This is a genomic window from Shewanella glacialimarina (assembly GCF_020511155.1).
In the GTDB taxonomy this organism is placed as follows: Bacteria; Pseudomonadota; Gammaproteobacteria; order Enterobacterales; family Shewanellaceae; genus Shewanella; species Shewanella glacialimarina.
In genome coordinates, this window is record NZ_CP041216.1 from 163429 (window position 1) to 180937 (window position 17509).

At 41.2% G+C, this 17509-nt stretch carries 15 protein-coding genes; 10 read left to right on the forward strand and 5 right to left on the reverse strand.

Annotated elements, in window-relative coordinates; translation table 11 throughout:
- Positions 1-18: 18 nt before the first annotated feature.
- The gene (gene prlC / locus FJ709_RS00695) at positions 19-2058 is read right to left on the reverse strand and encodes an oligopeptidase A (protein ID WP_226412500.1); all 2040 of its coding nucleotides are present in this window, start codon (positions 2056-2058) and stop codon (positions 19-21) included.
- Between the two features lie 172 nt (positions 2059-2230).
- Between prlC and FJ709_RS00700 the strand changes: the two genes are divergently transcribed.
- The 4 genes from FJ709_RS00700 to FJ709_RS00715 all read left to right on the forward strand — a co-directional run bounded on the left by FJ709_RS00700 (position 2231) and on the right by FJ709_RS00715 (position 5715).
- A complete protein-coding gene (locus tag FJ709_RS00700; RefSeq protein WP_226412502.1) occupies positions 2231-2401 on the forward strand; it encodes a hypothetical protein in 171 nt (56 codons plus the stop codon).
- A 104-nt stretch (positions 2402-2505) separates the two neighbouring features.
- Positions 2506-3033, forward strand: coding sequence for a hypothetical protein (locus FJ709_RS00705; protein WP_226412504.1), 528 nt, complete (start codon positions 2506-2508; stop codon positions 3031-3033).
- A gap of 78 nt (positions 3034-3111) precedes the next feature.
- Complete coding sequence (gene gorA / locus FJ709_RS00710; RefSeq protein ID WP_226412505.1) at positions 3112-4467, forward strand: glutathione-disulfide reductase; 1356 nt, start codon at positions 3112-3114, stop codon at positions 4465-4467.
- A gap of 774 nt (positions 4468-5241) precedes the next feature.
- Positions 5242-5715 carry a CYTH domain-containing protein gene (locus FJ709_RS00715; RefSeq protein WP_226412506.1) on the forward strand — a complete coding sequence of 158 codons (474 nt, stop codon included), beginning with the start codon at positions 5242-5244 and terminating at the stop codon, positions 5713-5715.
- 87 nt (positions 5716-5802) lie between these two features.
- Here the strand turns inward: FJ709_RS00715 and FJ709_RS00720 are convergent, their stop codons facing one another.
- The gene (locus FJ709_RS00720; RefSeq protein ID WP_226412507.1) at positions 5803-7332 is read right to left on the reverse strand and encodes a DUF3612 domain-containing protein; all 1530 of its coding nucleotides are present in this window, start codon (positions 7330-7332) and stop codon (positions 5803-5805) included.
- 157 nt (positions 7333-7489) lie between these two features.
- Here FJ709_RS00720 and FJ709_RS00725 point away from each other — a divergent pair, with 157 nt between their 5' ends.
- Entirely contained in the window at positions 7490-8008 is a 519-nt protein-coding gene (locus FJ709_RS00725) for an aldolase/citrate lyase/malate synthase family protein (RefSeq protein ID WP_226412508.1), read from the forward strand.
- A gap of 113 nt (positions 8009-8121) precedes the next feature.
- Here FJ709_RS00725 and ccoG read toward each other — a convergent pair whose 3' ends face one another.
- Together ccoG and FJ709_RS00735 are read right to left on the reverse strand one after the other, a co-directional pair.
- On the reverse strand, positions 8122-9597 hold the full coding sequence (ccoG, locus tag FJ709_RS00730) for a cytochrome c oxidase accessory protein CcoG (protein WP_226412509.1): 1476 nt from the start codon (positions 9595-9597) through the stop codon (positions 8122-8124).
- A gap of 207 nt (positions 9598-9804) precedes the next feature.
- Positions 9805-11247 (reverse strand): sigma-54 interaction domain-containing protein, encoded by a 1443-nt coding sequence (locus FJ709_RS00735; protein WP_226412511.1) that lies wholly within the window; start codon positions 11245-11247, stop codon positions 9805-9807.
- Between the two features lie 253 nt (positions 11248-11500).
- Here FJ709_RS00735 and FJ709_RS00740 point away from each other — a divergent pair, with 253 nt between their 5' ends.
- Entirely contained in the window at positions 11501-12436 is a 936-nt protein-coding gene (locus tag FJ709_RS00740) for a YeiH family protein (protein WP_226412513.1), read from the forward strand.
- A gap of 150 nt (positions 12437-12586) precedes the next feature.
- Here the strand turns inward: FJ709_RS00740 and FJ709_RS00745 are convergent, their stop codons facing one another.
- Positions 12587-12769, reverse strand: a complete 183-nt coding sequence (locus FJ709_RS00745) for a hypothetical protein (protein WP_226412515.1) — start codon at positions 12767-12769, stop codon at positions 12587-12589.
- 450 nt (positions 12770-13219) lie between these two features.
- Here FJ709_RS00745 and FJ709_RS00750 point away from each other — a divergent pair, with 450 nt between their 5' ends.
- The 4 genes from FJ709_RS00750 to FJ709_RS00765 are packed head-to-tail and all read left to right on the forward strand — an operon-like array spanning position 13220 to position 17493.
- Positions 13220-13900 carry a methylamine utilization protein gene (locus tag FJ709_RS00750; protein ID WP_226412517.1) on the forward strand — a complete coding sequence of 227 codons (681 nt, stop codon included), beginning with the start codon at positions 13220-13222 and terminating at the stop codon, positions 13898-13900.
- Positions 13890-16187 (forward strand): EAL domain-containing protein, encoded by a 2298-nt coding sequence (locus FJ709_RS00755; protein WP_226412519.1) that lies wholly within the window; start codon positions 13890-13892, stop codon positions 16185-16187. Before FJ709_RS00750 ends, FJ709_RS00755 begins: the two co-directional genes overlap by 11 nt.
- A gap of 23 nt (positions 16188-16210) precedes the next feature.
- The gene (locus FJ709_RS00760) at positions 16211-17062 is read left to right on the forward strand and encodes a DUF3034 family protein (protein WP_226412521.1); all 852 of its coding nucleotides are present in this window, start codon (positions 16211-16213) and stop codon (positions 17060-17062) included.
- Positions 17059-17493, forward strand: a complete 435-nt coding sequence (locus FJ709_RS00765; protein ID WP_226412523.1) for a group I truncated hemoglobin — start codon at positions 17059-17061, stop codon at positions 17491-17493. Before FJ709_RS00760 ends, FJ709_RS00765 begins: the two co-directional genes overlap by 4 nt.
- Positions 17494-17509: the final 16 nt, after the last annotated feature.

A 17509-nucleotide genomic window follows, 5' to 3' on the forward strand; every position in this document is an offset into this window, starting at 1 on the left:
TTTGTTTACAGTATTTTGTTAAGCAGCAATACCACTATGTCTCAATAGGGCATCGGTATTAGGCTCACGTCCCATAAAGCGTTTAAATAGCTCCATGGGTTCTTCACTGCCGCCCATTTCAAGTATGTTGTGTAAGAAACTTTTGCCTGTTTCTGAGTTGAAAATACCTTCATCTTCAAAGCGCGAAAAGGCATCTGCGGACAATACTTCAGCCCACTTATAGCTGTAATATCCCGCTGCATAACCACCTGCAAAAATATGGGCAAAGCCATGTTGGAAGCGGTTAAAGCTGGGGGGTGTTAATACCGCTACCTTACTGCGCACTTCATCTAAAATACCCTGAATATCGGCGCCCTTAGCAGGATCAAACTCATGGTGCATTCTAAAGTCGAATAACGAAAATTCCAGCTGACGCAACATCATCATGCCAGACTGGAAATTCTTTGCCGCTAACATTTTATCCAGCAATGCTTTAGGAAGTGGCTCACCGGTTTCAAAGTGACCTGAAATTTCCGCTAATGCTTCTTCTTGCCAGCACCAGTTTTCTAAAAATTGACTTGGTAATTCAACCGCATCCCATGGCACACCATTAATGCCTGATACACCGCCTACATCAACTTTGGTGAGCATGTGGTGAATGCCGTGGCCAAACTCATGGAATAAGGTGATCACTTCATCATGGGTAAATAAAGCAGGCTTACCATTTACGGGGCCATTAAAGTTACAAGTTAAATAAGCAACTGGCTTTTGTAGGCCAGTAGAGGTAATACGACGACCTCGACAATCATCCATCCATGCTCCGCCACGTTTACCTGTGCGGGCATATAAGTCGAGGTAGAAGCTGCCACGGTGAATGTTTTCAGCATCAAAAATATGGAAAAAACGCACATCTTTGTGCCAGGTATCAAATTGTTTTTCTTCTTTAATGGTTAAACCAAACAGCTTGTTTACCGTAAAGAAAAGACCTGATAATACTTTGTTTTCAGGAAAGTACGGGCGTAACACTTCTTGGGATACTTCATACTTATGTTGTTGCAGTTTTTCGGCATAAAAGCTTAAATCCCACGACGCCATTTCGGTCACATTGAAATGTTCTTTTGCGAAAGCACGAAGTTCAGCCAACTCGCTTGCCGCTTGATCTTTTGAGCGTTCACCTAATTCATTCAAAAAGCCCAGTACTTGCTCAGGGGTTTCAGCCATTTTGGTTGCTAAAGATTCATCGGCATAGCTTTTAAAACCTAATAGATTAGCTATTTCATGACGTAGTGCAATGATTTCATTCATGTTGCTACTGTTATCAAACTCACCGGCATTAGGGCCTTGATCCGATGCGCGTGTCACAAATGCACGGTAGCATTCTTCACGTAACTCACGGTTTTCACTGTAGGTCATAACAGGCAAGTATGATGGGAAATCTAAGGTGAATAACCAACCTGTTTTCTCATTTTCGTCAGCCATGGCTTTTGCTGCTGCGATAGCTGATTCCGGTAAGCCGACTAACTCCGATTCATCGGTGATCAGTTTGGTCCACGCTTGGGTGGCATCTAATAGTTGGTTTGAAAAATTGCTGGTAAGTTCTGAAAGACGTTTCACTATGTCGCCATAACGGACTTTATCAGCATCACTTAAGCCAATACCTGATAATTCGAAATCACGTAGGCTTTGTTCAATCACCATTTTTTGTGCCTGAGTTAATTGGCCAAAATCCGCGGACTGGTGAATCGATTTATACGCTTCATATAAGCCTTGGTGTTGACCCACATAGGTGCCGTAATCTGATAGTAGTGGCAGACAGTCATCGTGTGCTACACGCCATTTATCATTACTAACAACTGAATTCATATGAGAAACCGGTGACCAGACTTTACTGAGCTCATCATCAACTTCTTCAAGTGGCGCGATTAGGTTGTCCCAGGTGTATAAGCTGTTCTTGGCGAGGAGTTGATCAATACTGTTGCGGCAGTTTTCAATGGCTTGTTCCACAGCAGGCTTAATGTGTTCAGTTTTTATTTGTGAAAAAAGCGGTAATTCTGTGCCACTTAGCAATGGGTTGCTCATAATGTTTCCTCGAAGATTAGGCGTATGTGATCTTTATGAGGGCGACAGGGTTGAATTTCAAGTCAAATAGGCTGAGCGGATGAATAGGAGTACGCCTAAGAATACTTTATTAGGCATTACCTAGGCTAAAAATTGACTAAAAAAAGTGATTTTGCTCCCGATTTGCATTTACATGCTATTTGGTGTTGAAGCGGGTTATGCACTATCTAACAATGTGGAATTGTCAGCGCACTTTAGCCGTACCAAAGCATTAAAGGATATTAAGCGTGAAGCATCGGTTGATGGTGTAACGGGGTGTTTAAATCAAACCTACGCTGGTGTGCATGTTAACTGGACTTTCTAACTCGGCTAGATGACGATTACATCTTTATGTGAAACTTAGTCTACACTTTAAAGCGCAGCAGGATTGTTATGCTTTTATTACCTCATTTTTTGCAAGGATGCATTATGAAACTTTTCATTTTATTCTGTTCTGTCTTATTTTCTCTAATTTGTCTCTCAAGTATCAATCAAAGTATTGCCGGTGATGATTGGGCAGAGCTAACTGCCAATACTAAGTTAAAACAATCTGAGCTTAATAATCAATCTGCAGTAAAGCTTGGTAAAGATGGTGTTTATGACAGTGAAGGTAAACCTATTAAGATAAGTCAGCCTTCATTTGCACTTGAATATGATGCTGAGGAAGCATTAGTTACACCATATCGGTTACAAAATGCCACAAAATCCATCAAAGGGTCTGAAAAAACATCCACCAAAACAAAATCATCCGCAACGGCTAAAATGGCCGATGATCCCAGTTGTCGCTGGCTGCATAATCGTATTACCTATTTGCAAGGTAAAGTTCGAACAGAAAACCGCCATCAACAACATTTTGAAAAAGAGTTGTCCGCTAGGTTATCTGAGTGGAAATGTTTGCAGTGCGCAGGAAAAGGACCTTCTCAGGGTGATCACGACCGATGCCAGTACAAACGTTAACGCGAGTTTATTAATGGCACCTAGCATCCAAGTCGTTTCCTCCCTACAATAGCCATATCAATTGCAGCGGAGATTATCATGGCTCAACATTTTGACTATATTGCTTTGGGTGCCGGCAGTGGCGGTATCGCATCAGCAAATCGTGCAGCAATGCGCGGTGCAAAAGTATTAATTATTGAAGCAAAACATGTGGGTGGCACCTGTGTAAACGTAGGGTGTGTGCCTAAAAAAGTGATGTGGTATGGTGCGCATGTCGCAGATGCCATGAATCTTTATGCCAAAGATTATGGTTTTGATGTCACAGTTAATAAATTTGATTGGAACACCTTAGTTGATAATCGTGAAGCTTACATTGGACGTATTCACGAAGCCTACGGCCGTGGTTTTGCTAGCAACAAAGTGACACTACTAAACGGTTACGGCAAGTTTGTTAACAACAACACAATTGAAGTGAATGGTGAGCATTACACCGCCGACCATATTGTGGTCGCTACCGGTGGTGCGCCGACTATTCCTGATATTCCAGGAGCAGAATACGGTATCGATTCAAACGGCTTCTTTGAACTACGTCACCAACCAAAACGCGTGGCCGTGGTTGGTGCGGGTTATATTGCTGTTGAGCTAGCAGGCGTATTACATGCCCTTGGTAGCGAAACTCATTTATTAGTGCGTAAACATGCACCTTTGCGCAACTTTGACCCTATCTTAGTTGATGCGCTTGTTGAAGCAATGGCAACAGATGGCCCAACACTGCATACTCACAGCACGCCAAAGCAAGTGATTAAAAATGCTGATGCAAGCTTAACGCTTGAGCTTGAAAACGGTAATAGCATTACCGTAGACACGCTAATTTGGGCTATTGGTCGTTCACCAGCAACAGGTAATATTGGTCTTGAAAATACTGATGTCACTCTTAATGCAAAAGGTTATGTAGTAACCGATGAGCAACAAAATACTACCGCAAAAGGCATTTACTGTGTTGGCGATATTATGGAGGGTGGTGTAGAGCTAACTCCTGTTGCCGTAAAAGCGGGGCGTTTATTGTCAGAGCGCTTATTTGGTCAAATGCCTAATGCGAAAATGGATTACAGCGTGATCCCTACTGTGGTGTTTAGTCATCCTCCAATTGGTACTATGGGGCTTACCGAACCCGAAGCGATTGAGCAGTACGGCAAAGATAAGGTGAAAGTCTACACCTCAGGCTTTACCTCAATGTACACAGCCGTCACAGCACACCGTCAAGCCTGTAAAATGAAGCTAGTATGTGCTGGTGATAATGAAGTCGTGGTAGGTATACACGGTATTGGTTTTGGTATGGATGAAATCCTGCAAGGGTTTGGTGTTGCAATGAAAATGGGCGCAACCAAAGCTGATTTTGATTCAGTAGTTGCGATACATCCAACGGGTGCTGAAGAATTCGTTACTATGAGATAATAGTAAGTAAGCGGTATTAATCGAGAGCAAAAAAGCAAACCATAGTGTTTGCTTTTTTATTGTCTGATGATTTATTCCAGCCCTGCACCCTTGATACTCATGTCGTTGGTGGTCAGTATAAATGATCACCGATCTGGATAATAAATGCATATAAAATATCTCGTTGCACAGCTAACTGTGTTGATATGTAATAGGCTGGCTCTTGATGCGTTAATTCGCCTTGTTAAAGGCATCGATAAACTCCAACTAATGCATGAGGATAAAGCGGTGAATTTAAAATGGTGGAAGAGGTAAAACAAGCGGCCGATGTAAGATGGGGTTCTATCAACGAAACGGATCAATTTTTTGAAAAAGTGTTTTCTGTTGATGCTTAATCTAACCGGTTAATCATTTATGCTAGCAATATTCTCCATACTACCAATATTACCTAGGCAGTGGAGTTTGACAAATTATCTTCTAACAATTGCACCACAATTAACTCTTTTTTCAGTGTTGAGTCATCTACGAATGATTCATAAAACAATCTATTCTGCAATTAAGAAATAACATTGGTTAATAGGCATTATCGTCTTTAACTCATGGCTCGTTCTAAACATACTCTTGTTCATGTTAGTCCGTTTAGGTTCTGCGGCTAACTTATTGTGAAGGTCTAATTCTGAAGCCTTTGAATAGTCTATGGCAAAGGTAATAGCAACAAGAAGCAAATAAATGCCTATACAAATAGGTGATAAATTTCAATAATGGGTTTCATCATCTTTAGCTGAATCTTATTAAATGACTGTCGAAATTGAACGTAAGTATCTTGTACATAATGACCAATTTAAATCACTTGCTCACCGCTCAACTCGAATTGTTCAAGGATATTTAAACTCTGAAAAATCGCGCACGGTAAGAGTTAGAATAATGGGTGATCAAGGCTTTTTAACCATCAAAGGTATTAGTAATCAAGCTGGGTTATCACGCTTTGAGTGGGAAAAAGAAATCAGTGTGCAAGAAGCTCAAGACTTACTTAAATTATGTGAACAAGGTGTCATTGATAAAACCCGATACTTGGTGGAATATCAAAACCAAGTATTTGAGGTTGATGAGTTTTATGGTGATAATCAAGGCTTGGTAGTGGCTGAACTTGAGTTAGAAAGTGAACAGCAAGTGGTGATAAAACCTGATTGGTTAGGTGAAGAGGTGACTGGTGATAATCGTTATTACAATTCTTCATTAATGAAGCAGCCATATAGCCAATGGGCTTAAGCTGTTATCGGTTACATCTTTTGTAAGCTAATAAAATGCCGTTTAAATTGATATTTAAACGGCATTTTAATATTGACAGTGTTTGAGTTAATTATCTTCACATAGATTTTTGCCTGCCGCATAACAACTTGGCTGTCTTGGGCACACTGCGCCGCGTGAGCAAATTAAGCGGGCGTCATTTTTAATGCCGCGTTCAATCCAATTAATGTTAAGAATTTTAGCCACACTGGTGAGATCTTGTTTGATGTGCCTTGGAATAACCACAGAGCCACCATTAGAGGCGCACGCTTGTTTCAAATCATTGGCAATCGACAGTGAATCTTTACCCTGGGCATCAATAGCTGGGTTCAAATCAATACCTGCACACAGCACATGTGGATTACCCGCTGAGTCTTCAACCTTGATAGATTCACAGCAATATATTCGGGGTTGATTACCGACATTTAAAATCGAAATTTGCGCTGACGTACCAGATGACGGCTCATTAATCATTCTGAACACCGCCCAGTGCTGACAAGGGTCTTCCACTAAACGCATGTTGCCCCATGGCAGCGGGATACCATTGCCGCGATATACCGCTTTTAATTTGCCTGGCGCATAGGCATCAAAGAAATGCCAATGTGGGTAAGGTGACACCACCGTCATGCGGCGCATAGCAACCGATGCAGAAACTTGTAATTGCTTGTGAACACTAATTTCATAGCCGTGACGGTCAAGCAATTGCCTAAAGGGAACCTTAGGGCACAATAACGCACCGGCAAAAAAGCTTGATTCAAAATCACGCCAGGCATGCAAAATATCTTGAGCATTAAGCGTGTTTGACTGTGGAATACCGTTGTCATCACCTTCTTCTTTTCGCCCTGAGGTCATCACCGACTTTAAACCGTCTTTGTTGTGCAACACACAGTGACCAATATGCACAGCTAAATCATATTTCAAACGATGAGGACGATCTTTTAAGGTGTTATTTAAGTAAATCGTACCGGGAGGCTCAAAGAAAGAAGTCACTAATTGATGTGAGCTTGCCCCCATCTCATCACGAATTTCTTGCGGAGTGCGGTCAATCCACTTAATCACTAATCCCATTCTGGCGGCAATGGTGAGCATGTCATCGGCCATTAAGGGCATACGTTTTAAACCCACATCTTCAGCGGCACGTTCTAAATCAGGAAAATGATTTTGGTGATGCTCTTGGTGCGCGCGGATTAGCAAGTGGGCAAACTGCCTGCCCGATGTACCGGTTTGCGACAGCATTTCGGGTATCGCAATTTGTAAAATATCATTAGAGAATAAAAAGCTTGGCTCTAGCGGCATACCACTAATGCCACCTTTATTGCCTTTTTCAGGCGTAATAGCGTGATCTTCTGGCACGTCATCCAGAAACCAGCCGACTTCTTTTTGAAAAACCACTGCGATAACCGCAAGCATATCGGCACTTGGCACACGCTTACCACGTTCAATCATAGATAAATATGACACAGAAGGTGAGTTGTTAGCGTCTACCCGCATACAGCGGGCAGATAAGTCTTCCATGGTTAAGTTGTTGCGTTTACGCAAGTTTCTTATTTTTGTACCCAGAAAATGGGTCTTTCGCATCAAGCTTTTATCATTTCTCATTTTGTATAATTCACACTGTAAAATTTTTATTGTGAAATTCTTAGTAAAAATAGCATAGACTAAAAATCAAGCTGTGAACAAGGCTTAAATTAAAAACCATTTTGAATCATTATAAATAAAATAATGTGACCTACGATTAAAAGAAGAGGATAAGGCTATGAACATGTCTACTCAAGCAAGCAAAACATCTACCCAAAACCTTAACCACTTCATTGGTGAGCAATTTGTGGCAACCACTAACCCATTGGATCGTTCTATTAATGCGAAAGAATTTTTAGACGCTCAATTTCCATTAGCAACAGGCTCACACCAAGATGTGACTAGCTATGTGGTTTACTACACGCACTTGCTTGCATTTTTAAAAGATGGCACACAATGTGGTTTATTAAATCCTTGCCAATTTGTTGCGCTAACGGGTCATAAAAGCGAGCCAACATCCGTGGTATTAAAAAATAATGACACTCATATTGAAATTTGTTTCGACCGCCAGGGCGATATTGGCTCTGATGATTTGGCGAACATTGAAGATATTCAAATTGAAATGCCAATTAAGAATTTACCGACACCTTACAAACAATGGATCAGCTTATTACACTCAAGCTGCAAACCAACCGAAGGCCGTTGCAAAGTGTTTACTGCTAAAGATGGTAGCGATTACGCCATGCACCAGCGTTAAGCCTGTAGCTAACTTTAGCGTATTAAGAAAGCATTTAAGCAAGAATTACTCAAAGCCAGCGGGCTAACCCCGCTGGCTTTTTGATTACTTGCTTAAGTTGCTTGGCTAGAAAATTAGTTGCTGGGCCAGAAAAAATTAGAGTCTTGACTGACTTTGTTTGATGGCGTGGCTTGGTCAGCAATATAGAAGCTGATGGTTTGCTTGCTCATCGCACTTGTGTTTTCTGACTGTTTACAGCGTAAAGTCACCGGATATTCGATTTGCTCGCCTGGTTGAATATGGACTTTGTTGTCGGTGATAAGGGTGAGATCGCAACCCTGATGTCGGCTATCAATACCAATAATATAATTGACGGGGTGCTGGGTTTTATTGCGGATTTTAAGTTGATAGCTATTTTCGACAAATTCTCCAACTTCACGATAGAGAGTTTGGCGGTCTCGTATCACATTGAGTTGAATCAAGCTGCGATTGGCTAAGTCTACTACCATTAATACGCACATAATGAGTAAAGCTGATGCGTATCCTAGCGCTTTTAACGATAGCTTTTTAGCTGGAATGCCGGGTTGTTGATCTTTATGGCTTTGAGCTATTTGGCTTTGGGGAGCCAGAATAGCGGGAGTTGGCTTTAGTGCATTCTCGCTGGTAAAACTAATTAAGTTGGGTTGATAACCAAATTTTTCCATTGTTTGATTACATGCATCGACGCAGGCACCGCAGTTGATACATTCATATTGCAAACCATTGCGAATATCGATACCTGTTGGGCAAACATCCACGCATAAATTGCAATCTACACAGTCACCTAAATCGGTATTTTGTGAGCGTTTTCGTTGTCCTCTTGATTCGCCTCGGGCGGCATCGTAGCTGACTGTTTTGGTATTTGAGTCAAACATCACCGCTTGAAAGCGCGAGTATGGGCAACAATGTAAACACATCATTTCGCGCATCCAACCCGCATTGATATAGGTACAAAGTGCAAAGAACCATACCCAAACGCCAGTCCAAAACCCGCTAGAAAAAGTAAAAATATCAATATATAGATCTTTAGCAGGCATAAAGTAGCCCATAAACCCACAACCAGTAACTAATGCAACAATGGCCCATAAACTGTGTTTGGTCATGCGTTTACGGATTTTGGATGCAGATAATGGGGCTTTATCTAATGCGGCACGATGGTGATGGTTCCCTTCAACTTTTGCCTCTATCCACATAAACATAGCGGTCCACGCCGTTTGCGGGCATAAAAAACCACACCATACTCTGCCCCAATAAACGGTCACAAAAAACAACCCAAATGCCGCCGCCATAAACATCCAGGCCAGAATAGTGAAATCTTGCGGCCATAGGGTGATATTAAAAAAGAAAAACTGTTGCTGGGTAACATCAAGCAAAATGGCCTGACGCCCTTGGTAGGTTATAAAGGGCAACAGAAAGAAAACGGCAATCAATAAAGTATTACTGTATTTTCGAATGCGCTGAAACACACCATATTGTTCACGCACATGAATTTTACCTGAGTGAGATGAGCTGACATTCACAATAGGGATGCGTTGGGATGATGGTAATCGACTTGATTCTGGTGCTGACATGTTGTTTTCCTAAAGTGACATTACGTCGTTATATAGCAATAGGTAAGCCAACATATTTTTTACTTATCAAGCTGATTTTAATAGAGAAATATTTTTTTGAGTTGATGATGCATCACGATATATCGCAATTAAGCGAAATGTCGTGATCTAGCGGCAATGATGTTTAAGTGAGTCGCTTGATGAATCCTATATTGATTAAGCGTCAGGCTAACGGTTAATACCGAGTTTTTTCATTCGAGATCGCAATGTGCTGGGCGGCAATGCCAGCATGGCTGCTGCACCATTTGGGCCTGATATTCGCCATTGAGTCAATTCTAGTATGTCGATAATATGCGCAGCCTCGGCTTCTATCATGGTTAAAGGCTGCTTAATGGCAGTATTGTTATCTATGAGTGTGGGAAGCTGTAAGCTATTAAATGTTAACGTGTTGTCGTGGGTTAGAATGATTTCTCTTTCGATTAAATTTTGTAGCTCACGCACGTTTCCCGGCCAAGGGTATTGTTGTAACTTGTGTAAGCCTTTTGCGCTTACTTTGGTGATTTTCTTTGCCAGTTTTTGACTGAGTGATGCGACCAAATCACTCACCAGGTTAGGCAAGTCTTCTTGTCGATCGCGCAGGGGAGGAACCTGAATAGGAAAAACATTGAGGCGGTAAAACAAATCCATTCTAAATAAACCCTGCTCTACACGGCTGGGTAAATCATGATGCGTTGCTGCAATAAGACGAATGTTAACCTTAATGGTTTCGCTGCTACCAACCCGTTCAAAAGATTGCTCTTGAATGACGCGCAATAACTTTGACTGTGCTTCAAGGCTGAGTTCAGCAATCTCATCTAAAAATAGCGTGCCATTATGGGCTAATTCAAAGCGACCTTTGCGTCGACTAATGGCCCCAGTGAACGCGCCTTTTTCATGACCAAATAACTCACTTTCTAAAATTGATGCCGAAAATGCAGCGCAATTGACGCTTACCATGGGGTGGTTTTTACGGTGGCTTAATTGGTGCAGACTGCGTGCGACTAGCTCTTTTCCTGTGCCATTTTCGCCGCAAATTAGCACTGTGCTGTCGGTGTTAGCAACGAGGTTAATTTGCTGAGTTAAATGGTTTATGGCTTTGCTGTTGCCAGACAAGCCCATAGCGCCTTGCTTACCTTGTAGTTCGGTGAGTAGGTATTGATTCTCTGAGGTTAATCGCTCAGATAAGGCTTGTACTTGTGCGAGGGCTTTGCGTAATGAATCTTCAGTATGCTTTTGAATACTCACATCGCGAAATATGGCGATAACACCAATAAGAATATTATTATCATAAACCGGTGTTGAGCTGTAATAAACAGGGAAACAACTACCATCTTTACGCCAGAACACATCTTCACTGACCTGGCGTGCTATACCATCATGTAATGTGCGATATATCGGACAATCTTGCTGAGGATAATGGCTACCATCTGCATGACTATGATGGTGACAGTCATGAATATTTTTGCCGATTAACTCTTCAGCATTCCACCCAGTCATTTGCTCTGCTGCTGGGTTGATGAACACAGCATTCCCTTTAAGGTCAAAGCCATAGACACCTTCAGTCATTGCATTGAGTAGCAAGGTATTTTCTGGCAGAAAATGGCTGGTGGTTAAGCTGGTTTTTTCGGTCATATTTAAGCTTATAAAGACTGATCAACAAGAAATATCAATCATTATAACTAAGTCACGATATTTCGCGACTTAAATGTCGCCTACAGCAGTTTGTTCCTCTTGCCTAGTTTGAATGCTGCTGGAGATAGCATTCAATTAACTGTTCCCGATCTAGGCATAATTTGTGTAGTGGGTTGAAATTATCCACTATAAACATCGTTTGAGCACAATCAAGTTGTTACAATAGCTAATTGCTTTTTTAACGTGTTATTCCATGACGAACTTATCTACTACACATTATAAAATGTGGTTGTTTATTGCAGTGGGCTTGTTGTGCCTTACGCCGCTAATATCTTCTCCGGTAGCTTTACTGATGGGGTTTACATTAGCGAGTATCGGTTTGGTGCCGGACAGTATTGATTTAGGTAAGTGGACTAAAAAGCTACTGGCGTATTCGATTGTTGGTTTAGGTTTTGGGATTAATTTACCTAAAGCGATTGACGCTAGCAGTCATAATCTTGGCCTCATTGTGGGTTCAATTTTTTTTACCTTGATTTTAGGTTACGGCCTCACACGATTAATGGGCTTAGACAATAAAACCGGGCATTTAATTAGCTGTGGTACAGCTATTTGTGGCGGCAGTGCTATTGCTGCGGTCGCACCAGCGATTAATGCGAAGAATGATCAAATTGCTGTGTCGTTAGCCTGCGTATTTTTACTCAATTCAATCGCCTTGTTTGTGTTTCCAACGATTGGTCATGCGCTGCAATTGTCTCAATATGATTTTGGCGTATGGAGCGCCATTGCTATCCACGACACTTCGTCGGTTGTAGGCGCCGCGGCGGCCTATGGCGATGAAGCGTTAAAAATTGCCACTACAGTTAAGCTAGCTAGAGCACTATGGATTATTCCTATCGCATTATTAAGTGCTATTGCCTTTGGTGGTGATAAAAGCAAAATTACCATTCCATTTTTTATTCTGTTTTATTGTGTCGCCATTTTAGTTGCCTACTTTATTCCCCAGGGGCAACCGGTTTATAACCTATTGTTTGCTGTGTCTAAACAAGTGTTAGTCTTGTGTTTGTTTTTAATTGGTGCAGCGATTACAGTCAAAAAAATGCGCGCTAATGGTCCTAAACCGTTACTGTTAGGCGTGTTGCTATGGTTTGCAATTGGCAGCAGTTCATTGTTTTATATTGTGACATTTTAGGTATGAAAGCTTTAAAGTAATAATACTGAATTTGCCGTGCAGTTTTATGCACAAAAAGATGCTGAAATTGGTAAATAAAATCTATCACAAAGACGTGAATAACTTGAACGAGGGGATCAGCGGTAACAAAATCTTTTGAAGGCTTAACCGTTAGGCGTCGTGCTGTTTAATATCAGGTTTGCTTAATGCTAGCCAAATAAGACCACCGAATGCAATTAACTCGATTAATGCTCGTGTGAGTCCTGTTGTTTGTATGGAGGCAATAACGGCGATAATACATAAGGTAATAATCACAGCTGATTTAAGCCGACGTGATAGCCATAATTGTGTCATTTCCCCTCCAATATAATGATAAAAGCGGATGATATTATCGAGGTAATGACTTTGTTGGCGCCAATATCAATTTTAACTATCTCATAACTGATTGGTTACCATTTTGTCGTGACTGGGCTAGCTGAGTTAAACATGCTACTAAATGATGTGCCAAATACCGAGCGTCACCTCGGGGTAATTGTGCCAGACGATAGCAGCACTGTAGATGTGGCCAGTTTTACTCGAATAGGCTTTTTAATGAATATTTGAGTTTAATGTTTACGCACTTAACACTTGTTTGCGGGAATTGATAAACCCAAACAGCGTAAATTATGTTATTAGTTATATTAGTAAGAAGTTGGTTATATTGATCATACTTAGTTACATAGTGAGCAGAGTAATATTATGCATTTATGCAAAGGGTTAAGCTAAACTTACTGCAAATGTGTCATCAACCAAGAAGAGATATAAATGCTGAGTTTTCGATTACGGGTGCTGATATTGTTAACCTTTTTTACCTTATCTGTTGGCGCGTCAGCGACTATCTTAGATGTTGATGTGAGTGACCTTCAAGGTGCTTCAATCAGTGATGCTGTGGTGGAGTTGATCCCTGAACATAGTATGTCAGCATCAGCCATTAACAATCATGAAATGAAGCAGCAGAATCGAATATTCCAGCCTTTTGTACTGGCTGTTCAACAAGGCGATAAAGTCAATTTTCCTAACTTTGATCGTACCCGGCACCATGTGTATTCATTTTCAGCCGCAAAACCGTTTGAATTAAAGTTATATGTCGGAAAAGCAGAAGAGCCAATCGAATTTGAACAGCCGGGTATTGTGGCGATAGGCTGTAATATTCATGATTATATGCAGGCATTTATTTATGTCGCCCAAAGTCCACTTTACGATGTCAGCGATAATAAAGGTCGTGTGAGCTTTAATGATTTAACCCCAGGAACATATAACGTTAACGTATGGCACCCGTGGCAGAAAACTTCCGTGGCAGTAGCACCAATGGTATTAACCGGCGAACCCCCAAAAACGCTTGAGCTACAGCTTGATATAGAACATCAGGACAAGCCAACATCACCCCCAGCAGGATTTGCTGCAACCAGTCAGTCAACTCAAATTGAGTTAGCCAATGCGCAATAGTTTTCGACATAGATTGATTTTGGTCTTTTTAGTGGTACTGACTGTAGTGCAACTGTTAACGGCAGTATTTGTGTTGAATGCGACTCAAAATGCCAGTCGGCAACAGCAAATACAGCGATTAAGTGTCGGTATTAACGTTTTTAGCGATATTTTGGCTAACCGCAGTGAGCAGTTGAATCAGAGTTTGTCATTACTGAGTGCTGACTTTGGCTTTAAACGTGCTGTTGCGACTAAAGAGCAAGAGACCATTTCTTCGGTTTTATCGAATCATGGTAAACGTATTAATGCTAATGCGGCCATATTACTTTCACCGCAGGGGCAGTTGCTATCGTCTAGTTTGACAGGTTTATCAGCCGACGATGTTGCTAGGTTATTTACCAAGCATAAAAGTGAAGATAACGACTTTGTGATGTTAAATGTTAATCACGCTAACTATCAATTTGTGTTTCAGCCAGTAAAAGCGCCAACATTAATTGCCTGGGTTGGTATGGGCTTTTTACTCGATGAAAATGTGGCTCAACAAGCTAAGGCGATGACAGGTATCGATGTGAGCTTTATTAACTCAACATCAATACCTGTTGAAATTATTTCTACTTTAGCGCCAGAATTGATTCAACACTTAAGTGATATCCCATTCCGTTTTGCCGATGCTACCCTTCCCCCACAAGAGCACTATCCTGATAACTATTTGTCCCAGGCTATTCAGTTAGATCCGCAAAGTGATGAGCAATGGGTCGTATTGCATCAGTCTAATCAGCGCTGGCAACTCAATTATCAGCAACTGCGTAACAACATGCTGTTGATATTTGCATTCACTTCTTTATTGGCCTTTATTGTGGCCATGTGGGTCACCAATGGATTAACTAAACCGATAGATGCTTTGGTTAATTTCGCAAAAAAAGTGGGCCAGGGTGAAAATCCTACTAAAATTTACGGCGCCCCTGCAGAATTGCAGGCTCTTGCAGATACCTTGTCCACAATGCGCAGTAATATTGAGCAACGTGAACAAGACTTTTTATATCAATCAGAACACGACCCCTTAACGGGTTTGTTTAATCGTTTTGCCGCCGAAAAACACATCAAACATAAAATTATTGGCTTAACTGGTACCTTGTTATTGATTGATATTAAGCATTTTAGGCAAGTGAATGACATTATTGGTTTTGCTAATGGTGATCAGCTGTTAGTCAGTTTTTCTGAACGGTTAAGCCGCTTGTCTATTGATGTATCCCTTGTTGCAAGGTTAGACGGCGATGCCTTTTTATTGTTGTTACAACAACCGGCAAATAAAGCTGAGATTAGCCAGTATTTACATGGTGTGGTTATGCCATTTGATGTTGCAGGGTCAAAAATAACGTTATCAATTAGAACTGGCATTGTGCAGTTGAATGGCTTGTATCAACATATAGACACTCTCTTTAGACACCTTGAGATAGCCTTGAACCATGCCTGTGTTCAAGCCGATGATTCGTATGTTTATCAAGAAGGTGATGATGATAAATATCAACGCGAGTTGTCATTGGTGCGGGATTTACCGCAAGCATTAATTCAAGGGCAATTGCATTTGGTATATCAGCCTAAGGTGAATATTCAACTTAATACTTGTCATGCTGTTGAAGCATTAATTCGCTGGCAGCATCCAGATTTGGGCTTTGTTCCCCCAGATGAATTTATCCTACTTGCCGAGAACTCAGGTAACATTTCGATTATTAGTGAATGGGTTATGGCTGAAGCTATCCGTCAGGCGCACATTTGGCATCAACAAGGGTTAGCTATTTCTGTGGCGATTAATTTATCTGCACATGACTTAATGGATGAGTCATTGCCAGCTCGATTAGCGCAGCAGTTACATGATGTTAATTTACCTATTAACGCGATAGCTATTGAAGTTACCGAAGGTGCGGTAATGACAGACACAGAAACCACCATTAAGGTGCTTAGCCAATTTAAACAACACGGCTTTCATATTGCGATTGATGATTTTGGGACGGGTCACTCGTCATTAGCTTATTTGAAAATGTTACCCGTTAATGAAGTGAAAATAGATCGCAGTTTTATCAAAGACATTCATCATAACGCGACTGACCATATGATAGTTGAAACCAGCATTAAATTGATTAAAGGCCTGGCTTTGTCTGTGGTCGCCGAAGGTGTTGAAACCCCATTAGGGATTGATATTTTAAAGCAAATGGACTGTGATATTATCCAAGGCTATGTGTTTTCTAAGCCCGTCAAAGCTGCCGAGTTGCAGGTTTGGGTGAGTGAATTTAATCGCACGACAGCTTAACTCTAATAGCGTGGGAATTTAACATGCAACGTATTTTACAGGCCATATCTGCCGCAACTTTATCTATCTGTGTGATTTTTATCCCCAATAGTTATGCTGAATCGAGCAGAATTATTGCCACGGGTGGCGCCAGTGAAATTGAGGGATCAGCTGGTGGCGGTATTGTTCCCTGGGCAGTGATTAACGGTTATGGCAGTAGTGGTGAGTGGGCGGCAACCGCAATGGCTACTAAGGTTGCAGTTGATGACTTTACCCTTAATGTCGTGGGCGCATCCGTTAGTTATGATAATCAATTTGAACTTAGCATAGCCAAACAAACATTTAGTTTAGATTCATTAGGTGGTGAACTTGGACAAGATATTTTAGGGATAAAATATAAACTTACAGGCGAGTTACTTTATAGTTCCATGCCACAAATCAGTGTGGGTATGCAGTATAAAAAAGTTGACGATTTTGGTTTGCCCAGCGCGGTAGGCGCGCAAGATGATTCAGGTTTAGATATTTATTTAGCCTCTAGCAAGGTGATTTTAGATGCGATAGCGGGTCGTAATTTATTACTTAATGCTACGGTGCGAGCCACTAAGGCGAATCAAATTGGTTTACTTGGTTTTGGTAGTGTGAATTCAAATGACTATCAGTTGATGTTAGAGGGCTCAGTAGCTGTTTTATTACGCGATGATCTTGCCCTAGGTTACGAGTATCGTCAGAAACCCAATCAGTTGGATTTTGCTAAAGAAGACGACTGGCAAGATATTTTTTTAGCATGGTTTGTGAATAAATATTTTTCAGTAACAGCCGCTTATGCCGATTTAGGTGATATTGCGGGTTTTGAGCAACAAAAAGGCTGGTATCTCTCAGTTGAGGGGGCGTTATGAGACACATTGGTATTATGCTAATTAGCAGTGTTTTGTTAGTGATATGTTTAGGCTGTTCTATTACTAAACCATCTACAAACCTGCTTTACCAACGCCTTGGCGGTTATCATGGTCTTGAGTTAATTGCCGATGATTTTTTAAAGCTAATTTCACAAGATGAACGTATAGTTGATCACTTTCGTGAAACGGATATTAGTGTTTTCAAGCAAAGATTAGTCGAACATTTATGTGTTGTGTCCGGGGGCGGGTGTGACTACCAAGGCGAGAGCATGTTTAATGCGCATCAGGGGTTGAACATTAGCCAGGCTGACTTTGACGCTGTTGTCGGCCATTTAACCAAAGCAATGCAGCAGAACGATATTCCGATACAAACCCGCAATGCTTTACTCGCTAAGCTTGCCCCCATGTATGGGGACATTACTTACCATTAATATGGTGTATTGATAT